The 11,637-nt window shown below is 59.0% G+C and carries 8 protein-coding genes; all 8 read right to left on the reverse strand.

All coding sequences use genetic code 11. The annotated features are described in order from the left end of the window. Nucleotides 1–1,333: ABC transporter ATP-binding protein (locus EOA60_RS05250; RefSeq protein WP_164899193.1), on the reverse strand; the 1,333-nt coding region annotated here is incomplete at its 3' end. Next, on the reverse strand, nucleotides 1,333–2,181 hold the full coding sequence (locus EOA60_RS05255; protein ID WP_128311117.1) for an ABC transporter permease: 849 nt from the start codon (nucleotides 2,179–2,181) through the stop codon (nucleotides 1,333–1,335). The genes EOA60_RS05255 and EOA60_RS05250, both read right to left, overlap by 1 nt. Continuing rightward, on the reverse strand, nucleotides 2,178–3,170 hold the full coding sequence (locus tag EOA60_RS05260; protein ID WP_245502526.1) for an ABC transporter permease: 993 nt from the start codon (nucleotides 3,168–3,170) through the stop codon (nucleotides 2,178–2,180). Before EOA60_RS05260 ends, EOA60_RS05255 begins: the two co-directional genes overlap by 4 nt. Next, the gene (locus EOA60_RS05265; RefSeq protein WP_127334808.1) at nucleotides 3,152–4,735 is read right to left on the reverse strand and encodes an ABC transporter substrate-binding protein; all 1,584 of its coding nucleotides are present in this window, start codon (nucleotides 4,733–4,735) and stop codon (nucleotides 3,152–3,154) included. The genes EOA60_RS05260 and EOA60_RS05265 overlap by 19 nt, the downstream gene beginning before the upstream one ends. A 386-nt stretch (nucleotides 4,736–5,121) precedes the next feature. Next, nucleotides 5,122–6,711, reverse strand: coding sequence for an ABC transporter substrate-binding protein (locus tag EOA60_RS05270; protein WP_127334807.1), 1,590 nt, complete (start codon nucleotides 6,709–6,711; stop codon nucleotides 5,122–5,124). Between the two features lie 833 nt (nucleotides 6,712–7,544). After that, nucleotides 7,545–8,942, reverse strand: coding sequence for an MmgE/PrpD family protein (locus EOA60_RS05275; RefSeq protein WP_127334806.1), 1,398 nt, complete (start codon nucleotides 8,940–8,942; stop codon nucleotides 7,545–7,547). A 228-nt stretch (nucleotides 8,943–9,170) separates the two neighbouring features. Continuing rightward, the gene (locus tag EOA60_RS05280; protein WP_245479153.1) at nucleotides 9,171–10,022 is read right to left on the reverse strand and encodes an alpha/beta hydrolase; all 852 of its coding nucleotides are present in this window, start codon (nucleotides 10,020–10,022) and stop codon (nucleotides 9,171–9,173) included. A 249-nt stretch (nucleotides 10,023–10,271) separates the two neighbouring features. Further along, entirely contained in the window at nucleotides 10,272–11,450 is a 1,179-nt protein-coding gene (locus EOA60_RS05285; protein WP_164748149.1) for a Xaa-Pro peptidase family protein, read from the reverse strand. Nucleotides 11,451–11,637: the final 187 nt, after the last annotated feature.

An 11,637-nucleotide genomic window follows, 5' to 3' on the forward strand; every position in this document is an offset into this window, starting at 1 on the left:
GTTTCGGCTTGGCTGCGAGCGCACGGGCGATGCAGACACGCTGCTTCTGGCCGCCAGAAAGCTCTGCAGGATAGCGGTCGACGAAACCCTTGCTCATCTCGATCTCTTCCAGAAGGTCGGCCACGCGGGCGTCGCGCTCGCGTCCGCGCATGCCGAAATAAAATTCGAGCGGACGGCCGATGATGGTGCCGATGGTCAGGCGCGGGTTCATTGCGACATCGGCCATTTGGTAGATCATCTGTAATTCCCGCAGATCGCCCCTGGAGCGGTCGGCGAGCCTCGGCGTGAGCGTGCGGCCGGAGAAGGCAATGCTGCCGGATATGGGCGGCAGCAGACCGGTGATGACGCGGGCAAGCGTGGATTTGCCCGAGCCGGACTCGCCTACGACGGCCAGAGTCTGACCGGGATGGACGTCGACCGAGACGTCCTGCAGCACCTTCACATGGCCGCCATAGGCCGCCGTGACATTCTTCACTTCAAGCACCGGATTGTTCGCAGGCGTCTTTTCCTTATGCTCGATTGACCGCACCGACACCAACGCCTTGGTGTAATCCATCCGCGGCGCCTCGATGATTTGCCGCGTCACGCCATGCTCGACCATCTCGCCGTGGCGGAGCACCATAATTTCGTCGGAGACCTGGGCAACGACCGCGAGATCGTGCGTAATGTAAAGAGCAGCAACGCCAGTATCGCGGATCGCGTCTTTTATCGCGGCAAGCACATCGATCTGCGTCGTTACGTCGAGAGCCGTAGTAGGCTCGTCGAAGACGATCAGGTCGGGCTCGGAGCACAGCGCCATTGCCGTCATCACGCGTTGCAATTGGCCACCCGAAACCTGGTGCGGGTAACGGCGACCGATCTTCTCGGGGTCCGGCAGGCGGAGTTTTCGAAACAGCGCTACTGCGCGCTTCTCTGCCTCGGCCCTGCCCGCCACGCCATGCAACAGCGTCGCCTCCACAACCTGGTCCATCAGCCGGTGCGCAGGGTTGAAAGCGGCCGCAGCCGACTGCGCGACATAGCAGACCTCGCCGCCGCGCACCTTGCGCAATTCCTGGACGCCGCCTTTGAGGATATCGCGGCCGTTGAGAAAGACCTCCCCCCCGGCGATGCGCACACCGCCTCGGCCATAGCCCATCGATGCCAGGCCGACAGTCGATTTGCCGGCGCCGGATTCGCCGATCAGGCCGAGCACCTTGCCCTTTTCCAGCGACAGCGAGACGTCGCGGACGAGAGTGATCGTGTTCGGCGGCTCGCCGGGTGGGTACACCGTGGCCTCGATGCGCAGATTGCGGATGTCCAGCAGCAGGCCACGGTTTGCTGCGCTGTCGGCCATCAGCCGCGTCCTCCCTTTAGGCTTGTTGTACGGTTAAGCACCCAATCGGCGACGAGGTTGACCGAGATCGCCAGCATCGCGATCGCCGCTGCCGGGATGAGCGCGGCGCCAATGCCGAAGACGATGCCGTCCTTGTTTTCCTTGACCATGCCGCCCCAGTCGGCGTCCGGCGGCTGCACGCCAAGGCCGAGGAACGATAGTGCCGACAGGAAAAGCACAGCGTAGATGAAGCGCAGGCCGAGTTCGGAGACCAGCGGCGACAGCGCGTTGGGCAGGATCTCGCGGAAGATGATCCAGCCGCTGCCTTCGCCGCGCAGCTTGGCAGCTTCGACGTATTCCATGACGTTGACATCAACCGCGACCGCCCGCGACAGGCGATAGACGCGGGTCGAATCGAGGATGCCCATGACCAGGATCAGCGTCACCAGATTGGTTGGCAGCACCGAGAGCACGACCAGGCCGAAGATCAACGTCGGGATCGACATCAACAGGTCCACGAATCGCGACATCATCATGTCGAACCAGCCACCGACGACAGCGGCGGTGAAGCCGAGAATCGACCCCAGCGTAAAGGAAAGCGTGGTGGCAACCGCCGCGATGAAGATCGTGGTGCGGGCGCCATACATCATGCGCGAAAGCATGTCCCGGCCGAGATTATCTGTGCCGAGCCAGTGCGCGCCGGACATCGGCATCCATACATCGCCGACAATCCCGCCAAGCGGATGCGGCGCGATCAGCGGCGCGAAGATCGCCGCGAAGAGGAACAATCCGGTCAAGAATAGGCCGATCGCGGCGCCGATCGGTATGGGGCGCCGCGCTTTGACGTGGGGGGGTACCGACACGCTCATTTGGGATGCCTCAGCCGCGGGTTGGCGATGATCGCGCCGACATCGGCGATGATATTCAGGCCGATATAGACGGCCGCGAAGATCAGGCCAACTGCCTGGACGACCGGCACGTCGCGCTTCGAAACATGGTCGACGAGATACTGGCCTAGGCCCGGATAGACGAAGATCACCTCGACGACGACGACGCCGACGATCAGGAAGGCCAGGTTGAGCATTACCACATTGATCACCGGCGCGATGGCGTTCGGAAATGCATGGCGGCGGATAATCTCGATCTGCCGCAGCCCCTTGAGCTCGGCCGTCTCTATATAGGCCGACTGCATCACGTTCAGGATCGCGGCGCGCGTCATACGCATCATATGCGCGAGCACGACGAGCGTTAGCACCGTCGCCGGGAGGGCGATGGCCTTCATGCGCTCCAGGAACGGCATGCCATCGTAGACAGTGGAGATACCCGGAAGCCACTGCAGCTTCACGGCGAAGAAATAGACCAGGAGGTAGCCGATGAAGAATTCGGGAAGCGAGGTTGAGGTAAGCGCAAAGCCGGAGATGAGCTTGTCGATTACGCCGTTGCGATATCGCACCGCCAGCAGCCCGAGGATAATGGCGAGCGGGACAGCCACGATCGCCGCACAGAAGGCGAGGAACAGCGTGTTCCACAGCCGGGGCAGCAGCGTCGCAGCAATGTCCTGCCGCGTGGTGAGCGCGGTCCCGAGATCGCCGGTCAACACACCGCCCAGCCAGTGCAAGTAGCGGACATAGGCCGGATCGTTGAGGCCAAGTCCGGCGCGCAGATTGGCGAGAGCTTCCGGGGTCGCCGACTGGCCGAGGATCGATTGCGCGACGTCCCCCGGTAGGATCTGCGTCCCGGCGAAGATTAGGATCGAGACGAGCAAAAGAAGTAGGATGCCCAACGCAATGCGCTGGGCGATCAGTCCTACGATGGGCGACATCGCCGGGCGAGTTCGCATCAGGCCATCAGCCAGCATTTGGCAAACGCGTAGCGGTTCATCAGCTCGTCGCGTCCGCCGACATAGCCGCCGACCTTGCCGGAGATGGCGTCGATGGCCTGGTTAAACATTGGTATGATCACGCCACCCTGGTTGCGAACGATGATAGCCATCTCGCGATAGAGGTTCTTGCGCTTGTCCTCGTCGAATTCGACGCGCGCCTCGATGAGAAGCTTGTCGAACTTATCGTTATAGAAGTGCGTGTCATTCCATGCCGCCGTCGACAGATAGGTGGTCGAGTACATCTGGTCCTGCGTCGCGCGCCCGGACCAGTACGTGTTGCAAAAGGGCTGCTTGTTCCAGACCTCCGACCAGAAGCCGTCGTCCGGCACGCGCCTGACTTCGATGGTGATGCCAGCTTTGGCACAGCTCTGCTGGTAGAGTTGGGCTGCATCGACCGCTCCAGGGAAGCCGGCGTCGGCGACCCGAAGAAGAATGGGGCCGCTGTGACCAGATTTCTTATAATAATGCTTGGCCTGGTCGGCGTCGAATTCGCGTTGCGGGATGCTCTCGGTGAAAAGTCGATATGAGGCATTGATCGGGAAGTCGTTGCCGACCGTGCCGTAGCCACGCAGGATTTTATCGAGCATCTCCTCGCGGTCGATGGCGAGCTTAAGCCCCATCCTGAGATCGTTGTTGTCGAAGGGAGGCGTGTCGCAGAACATGTTGAAGCAATAGTATCCCGGACCCGACACGGCCTCGACCTTCAAGTTGGGCGCGCGCTTAATGAGATCGACGACCCTGGGCTCGACCTGGTTGATAATATGCACTTGGCCGGCCTGCAGCGCGGAGACGCGGGCCGTGTTGTCGTTGATGGCCAATATCTCAAGCTGGTCGGCGAAGCCCATTTTGTCCGACTGCCAGAAATTGGCGAAGCGCTCGCCGCCGTAGCGGACGCCGGGCTCGTTAACAGTCATCTTGTAGGGACCGGCGCCGATGCCGGCACCCGGGTTGTCCTTGCCCCCGTCCGGCTGAATGACAAGATGATAATCGGTCATTAGATAAGGGAAGTCAGCATTGCCATCCTTCAGCGTCACGACGACCTCGTCGCCATTCGCCTTGATCGTGTCGATGCTCTTCAGCACGCCCAGCGCGCCTGATTTTGACCTGGCGTCGGAGTGACGCTCGAGCGTCGCCCCCACATCATCCGCTGTCACGGTCTTGCCGTTGTGGAACTCGACCCCCTTACGGACCTTCATTGTCCAGGTCTTGGCGTCCTTAGACGAGCCGATTTCTTCGGCGAGGCGATTCTCCAGTCCGCCATCGGGCGCCAGCGCCACGAGATACTCACCCCAGCAGTAGCCGAAGATTGCCACCAACGTCGAGGAGGTCGCCGGATCGAGGCTGTCGGTCGCCCCACCGCCCTTGAGCCCGCCCTTAATGATGCCGCCGCGGATCGGCCCCTTGGCGCGCGCAGCGCTGGCGAGGAGCGAATTGGCGAAAGTCGCTGAGACGCCGAGCGCAGTCGCACGGCCAAGAAATGCACGTCGGCTCAGCCGGCCCGCAACAACGCCGCGGCTTAAGTAATCGAGTTCCTGCGACATTTGATGCTCCCTCCCATGGGCCTGAGCCAACTGGCCCCTGTTTGGAGTACCAGTACCAGCGTCAATGGGCCGCCTTCCTCGAATTGTCCTTACACCAACACAGGAAATCGGCGTTTCTGCCGTGATTTCCCGCACTGATCACCTTGATAGCCTCACATCAAAGGGTGGCAGCGGCCCCGCCGGAGCACCGTCTAGCAGCAAGCGGCGCTGAGCAGTGCCCCCTCTCGGAACGGCGGCAACGAGCTGCTGGCGACCGAAGTCCTCGCTGGTGAAAGACATTACGGCAGCGTCATGCCGGCAGCCGCTACGCGCTCCACATCAACTAGAACCTCCGGTCAACGGTGTTTTCTTTCGGTGGAGCGATGGTGCGGCTGATCGGCATGCGTTCAGGCTTCAAGCCAGCATTCAGCCAATGCGGATGCGTTGCTCATATCCCGCGCAGGATGCTTCACGAAGCCCCTTACGCCCGGCCCTGTCGCGTCGATGAATTGGTTAAAGAACGGCGCGATCACCCCGCCCTCGTCGCGGACGATGATGGCCATCTCGCGATAGAGGTTCTTGCGCTTGTCAGGGTCGAGTTCGGCGCGAGCTTCGATGAGAAGCTTGTCGAACTTCTCGTTGAAGAAATGCGTGTCGTTCCATGCCGCCGTCGACAGATAGGCAACCGAGTATGCCTGATCCTGCGTCGCGCGACCGGTCCAGAAGGAAGTCGCGAACGGCTGCTTTAACCAGACCTCGGACCAATAGCCGTCGCTCGGCTCGCGCTTGACCTCGAGGGTGATGCCGGCCTTGGCGCAGCTCTGCTGGAAGAGCTGTGCGGCATCGACGGCACCCGGGAAGGCGACGTCCGAGGTGCGCAGCAGGAGCGGACCGCTGTGGCCCGACTTCTGATAGTGGAACTTGGCTTTATCCGGATCAAAGGCGCGCTGCTCGATGTCGTCGGAAAATAGCGGGTAGGCTCCGTTGATCGGGAAGTCGTTGCCCACCGAACCATAGCCGCGCTGGACCTTGCCGAGCATCTCTTCGCGGTCGATGGCTAGCTTGAGCGCCATCCTGAGATCGTTGTTGTCGAAGGGAGGCGTGTCGCAGAACATGTTGAAGCAATAGTATCCGCGCCCCGAAACGTTCTGGACGGTCACGCCGGGGATACGCTTGACTAGATCGACGATCTTCGGCTCCACGCGGTCGATCATGTGGACCTGGTTGCTTCGCAGGGCCGAAATGCGCGCCGTGGCGTCATTAATGACGATGATCTCGATCTGATCGGCGTGCCCGCGCTTCTCGCCCTGCCAGAAGTTCTTGAATCTCTGGCCGCCGTGCCGTACGCCCGGCTCGTTGACCGTGACCTTGTAGGGGCCGGCACTGATGCCGGCGGCCGGATTGTCCTTGCCCCCGTTCGGCTGAATGACGAGATGATAGTCGGTCATCAGATAAGGGAAGTCAGCATTGCCACCCTTCAGCGTCACGACGACCTCGTCGCCATTCGCCTTGATGGTGTCGATGCTGCCCAACACGCCCAGCGCGCCGGATTTTGACTTGGCATCGGAGTGACGCTGGAGCGTTGCCGCCACATCTTCCGCCGTCACCGTCTTGCCGTTGTGGAATTCGACCCCTTTGCGGATTTTTATCGTCCAGGTCTTGGCGTCTTTGGACGAGCCGATTTCCTCGGCGAGGCGGTTTTCGACACCGCCGTCCGGGGTCACTTCCATCAGCAACTCGCCCCAACATTTGCTGAAGGCGATCGGGACCGCGCCGGGGAAGAACGCCGGGTCGAGGGTGTCAGTAGCTGCACCACCCTGGAGGCCGGCTTTCAGAATGCCGCCCTTTTGCGGTACCTGCGCCTTCGCGGCGCCGGCTAGAAGCGAGTTGGCGAAGGCGGCGCTCACGCCGAGCGCCATCGCACGGCCGAGAAATTCACGTCGACTCAGCCGACCCGCAGCAACGCCGCGGCTGAGATACTCGAGTTCCTGCGACATTTGGATGCTCCCTTTTAAAGCCCGGACGATGCAGCTCCTCTTTTATTAGTACCAGCGTAAAAGAGCTGCTTTGCAGCGATTGTGCTTCCATCAACACAGGAAATCGGCGTTTTTTCGGCCATTGGCGCACAATCCCGCTTTGTGACGCATCGGCATCCGGCTTGACGGCTTGGGCCGCTTCGCAACCGAGACGACACGATCAAGCGTAGAGCGGCGGACGCTCACAGATGGATTGAACGAAGATGGCGCACGGGTTTGCAGGCGAGGCTTCTGTTGAAGAAAGAGGAGGATAGTGGTGTTGAAGCGCAATCTTGGAGGGCAGGAGTATTGAGATGGCCAACATACGCTCGTCCGACCAAAATTTGTCGCGGACAAGGCAACAATCCTACGCACATTCGGTGGCGAAGCTTTCCGGATACCTCTCCGGACCGGCTTGGCGTTGAGGAGGTCCGCGCTTTCCAGGTGTATCTGGTCTCGACCGGCATTTTGTGCTCTGCGATGAACCGGATGGTGCGCGCAATTCGGTTCTTCCACGGCGCGACGCTCGGCCATGCCGAGATTCCGGGACGGATCGTCTGCCGCACACCGCACGCTGCCAGTGGTGCTGAGCGCCGACGAGGTTGTTCGCCTACTTGAGGCGGTGCCGAGCCATGAAGACACGAACGGCTCGACCAGCGGCCAAGTCACAACCGCATTCCCAAATGCGGGGAAAGGCCTGCCAGGGATCGCTCGCCCCACGACACCACGAGCTTCTGCTGAGTCTGCTTCATGTTGTTCGCAAGCGCGCTGGCCGGTACCGTCAAGACCCAGCGCTGTTTCCATAAAGCCCTTCACTACTTACCGCCAACAAGCAGTTCGAATAGAGGCGCCAGCGTGGGCCGGTTATCAAGGTCGTCGAGGAACTCTCCGATTAACTCGAGCTGTGTATCGGAAAACGGCAAGATGGACGTTTCGGCGCAAGCTTTGAGTTTATGCAAACCATCGGCGAGCGAAGCCGGGTTTTCCGGATGGCCGAACGGCTTGTCGACAAAAATGGAATGTTCTGCGCCGCCCTTTAGCTTAACCTTCACTGTTGTCGGCGAGTTTTGGTACAAGTGGTAAGTCCTATCAATTTCTGGATCAACTTCGATATGAGTGGCAGCCATGATCCGACGCACGGCCGGATCTTGGAGCGCTTCAGGACGAAAATCGCCGATCCCGACTCTTCCGTGTTGCGCCGCCACAGAGATAACGTAAGGTAGACTGAATCGGGCTACGACCGGATCCTTTGGATTCCATTTTTGCTCTCGCGGCTTGACCACATAACTGTCAGCAACGAGGTGATTCACGCCGAGCTCGAGTGAAACGATATCCTCGCCTGTGAAGTTGTGCCTTGCGCGCAATTGCAACAATCCGTCGATTCCCGGATGCATAGCCCTGCAGGTCGGCCAGGCTTTGAAACTAATCGAATCGTTCACATAGTCGGAACCTAGGCCGTCCATAAGCAGATCGGGGTCATAATCAGGCTCGAAGGCATTGTAGAAGCCATACTTTCCAAAGAATGGCTCACGCGGCCCGTTAAAACCCACCATGGCTGAAAAGGCCGACTCCAATCCCGAGCGAGCCCGCAATCCCTGCTGCAGGGACACGGTGTGGGCGCCTTCTTCATACATCTGTACTTCGCCCGCGGCGTGGGCATAAGCGATACCGAACGCATTCCGGGTTGTCGCTTCGTTAAGCCGTAGCAACTTGGTACTAACGGCGGTCGTCCCCCAGACCGCGACCATGTTGTCGCGGCCGGTTTTTAAAGAATTGGTGGTCACGCTGCGCGCAAGACGCATATGCAGATCCATAGCCATCACGAGAGCAGCAAGTAGTTCACTTCCGGTGATAGAGGGATCACGTTCGGCGAGTGCCAACGCCGGCGGGACGTTATACGCGCTTGCGTGGCAGCCGTTAATACAAAGCTCGTAGGTATCGTCGAAGTCGATGGCCCTAGCTGTCGTGGCGTTGATAAGAACCGCCAAACAGGCCGGAAGCTTTTCTCCGGAAACCCACACGGTGCATTCTGACCTACCTCCGGATAAGGCGCCCAGTTGACGAGCAAAGTGAGCGATCTGGTCGTCCGATCCGCCGATCGCGCTGGCAAGCGTGTCGAGGATGGAGAGCTTGGCACGTTCAACGGCCTCGTTAGGTATCGTCTCGAAACGAGAATCGAGAACGTGCCTGATGAGTTGCGTCGTCAAATCCATCGCCAACCTCCGGCTGTTTCAATGCCACACTTGTGAGGCCAGCCTCGTCTTAAGTCGCCCTGCCAGCCTTGATAGGCCACAGGCAGCATTCTTGGCATCTCCGCCTCAGAAAACTGCTTAGCGCGCCTGCCCACATGTCCATTGCCTTTGGCCGCCGTAGCCGTGAGAACAGATCCCTCTCAAAAATATCAGGAGCTGAGTAGGTTGCGCTTCGCCTGGCCTGACAATTTACACATGCAAATGACGAATGAGTGCATTCACCGCTTCGCTCCGGTCGATCTGGACATTATGCCCTGCATCGTTCAGCAGGTGGAAATCCGAATTCTTGATCAGCTTTGCCAATTTCACACCGCGATCTGGCGGCACGGTGGCGTCGTTCTTGGACCAGATAATCAATGTCTTGGCCCGAACCCGATCGAGGTAAGGGAATATGTATTTTTGCTGGAGCACCACATAGAGACGGAGATTGGTCTCTTCTTCCGGCAAGCTCAGGAGAATCTCGTACTGTCCCCGCGCCACAGCGCGCCGATAGGCCTCTCGCATGGCGTCTTCCACGTCCTGACCGTAGGCGCGGGTAGCTTTCCGCCACCCGGAGATGTATTCTTCTTCACTCGGCATCGGGCCGGAATAGTCGTAAGTTTGCCCGTACGCCTGCCACCAGGTTTCGTCGCGGTCGTCTCCGTACGCAGGCGAGACGGAGCTGGCGGTCAGCAATACCAGCTTGGAAACGAGATCGGGACGCATGATCGCGACCCGTGCGGCGACGAACGATCCTTCTGAATGGCCGACGAGCGTGATCTGCTTCAACCCCAGGGATTCGATGAAGCCAATCACGTGGTTCACACGACCGAGCCGGTTGATGAATTTGCGATCAGCGGGATCATCGGTGCCGCCGCACTGAAGCTGATCGACCGCGATAACCCTGAACTGATCGGAAAGCCCGTTCAACTGCCGAACAAAGGAGCTCTTTCCCTCTGCGCCGAAGCCAGCACCGTGCAGAAAGACAATCGGCTCGCCGGTTCCGTTCTCGCAGTACGACGTTGAGATACCAGCAACCGACATGCGGTGTTCAGTGATCATGATTTCCTCGGCATTAGCTAATGCACCCAAGTCGAGCTCGACTGGCTACTCGTTCATGAACATAGCAGTTTCAAGCGGCCATTTTGCGAAATATCTTTTCTTGCGGCCGGGCGGCGACGACGACCGGCAAGCCAAGTCCCACCTCCAATAACATTGGATCGGCGCTCACCTTCCCCCAGCTACCATCTTTTGCGGCAGCTGATTTGGCTAAGACGGATTGAAGGCGGAGATCCCCACCTTTTGCCTTGTTCAACAAACGAAGAGCTGACGCTTGCAATTGGTGAGTATTTCACATCCCGTCTCTGTCACAAGAACTGTTTCGCTCGTACCGGCGTCAGCAAAACCAAAGACCTTCACCAGAGACGGGATATGAAATGTCATATTCGGACGCAGCGTCCGAGTTTCTCCCCGTTTGAAAGAAAGCATATAGCCTTCTCCCCAATCAGGCGGGAAATTAATGCCGATTGAGTAGCCTGTTCTCTTGAAGCGCCCCTCATAGCCACCTTCGGTCACGGTCCTCGACCAGACATTCCAAACTTCCTCCAAGGGACGCCCCGGCCGTATGGCCTCAATCATGTTTTCGAGCGCCTTGCGGGATACCTCTTCCATGCGTTCTAACTCGCGGCTCGCCTGTTTGACCACGGCAAGTCGCATGAGGGCTGCACTGTAGCGCCGAACACAACCGGAGATTTCAAGAAGGACGGGATCGCCTTCGAGAATTTGTCTCCCGGACCAGGTTGCGTGCGCGTGGCTGGTTCGAACGCCCGACGCAACGAATATCGGCAAGCCCGGATACTCGCTTCCCATTCTTGTCACGACTCGCTGAATTTCGGCGGCAATATCATTTTCGTTTGCGCCAGCACGAATTTGGCCAATGCCAGCCTCCATCCCCGCATCTGCGATGCGGGCAGCTTGTCGAATGCATTCAAGTTCCAGGTTTGATTTCACCACCCTGGCGCTCTCGACCGTGTGGGAGCCATCTTCAAATCTTGCCCCGTGAAGGAGCTGCTTCAGGCGTTCGTAGTCAAGGATCGAAAGAAACCAACTTATTTTCTCAACACCAATGGCCGAATTGGCGCAGCCCATGCTTTGAATTGTAGCCGTCAGGAGCTCGACAGGCGACTCATGATCCATATAGCTTGTGGATCGATCAATCCACGACAAGACTTTGACGTTAGTCTCCTCGATGCCGCGGGTTATGTGGATTGGGTCTCCGTCGCTCGGCACGAGAAGGAATTGGCTGCTGTAATAACCGACCGTGTGATACCCGCTTAGGTAGTAGATGTTTTCGGGAGTGCTTACAACCAGGAGATCCAATCTTCTCTCCGCCATTTCCTGCCGAACAGCTTTGAGACGCCTCTGAAATTCAACGATCGGAAACGCAAGATCTTTCTGAATGACTGCGTTATCTATTCCTGGAACTTTCATCTCGACCACATCTCCTAATGCTGGACCAGGCACTCTCCCGTGTCGGTCCGCCTTCCCTCATAACGCTATCAAATTCCGAAAGCTGCATTGCGCGAAACGTCCGTCTGTGCCGCAGAATATCTGCGTTTTTTTGCTGTTTGCGCCTTGATTCCCGCATGCTGGGTAGAGCTCTCCACGGGTTGCGGGG

Origin of the sequence: Mesorhizobium sp. M1A.F.Ca.IN.020.06.1.1, assembly GCF_004023265.1 — a bacterium.
In the GTDB taxonomy this organism is placed as follows: domain Bacteria; phylum Pseudomonadota; class Alphaproteobacteria; order Rhizobiales; family Rhizobiaceae; genus Mesorhizobium.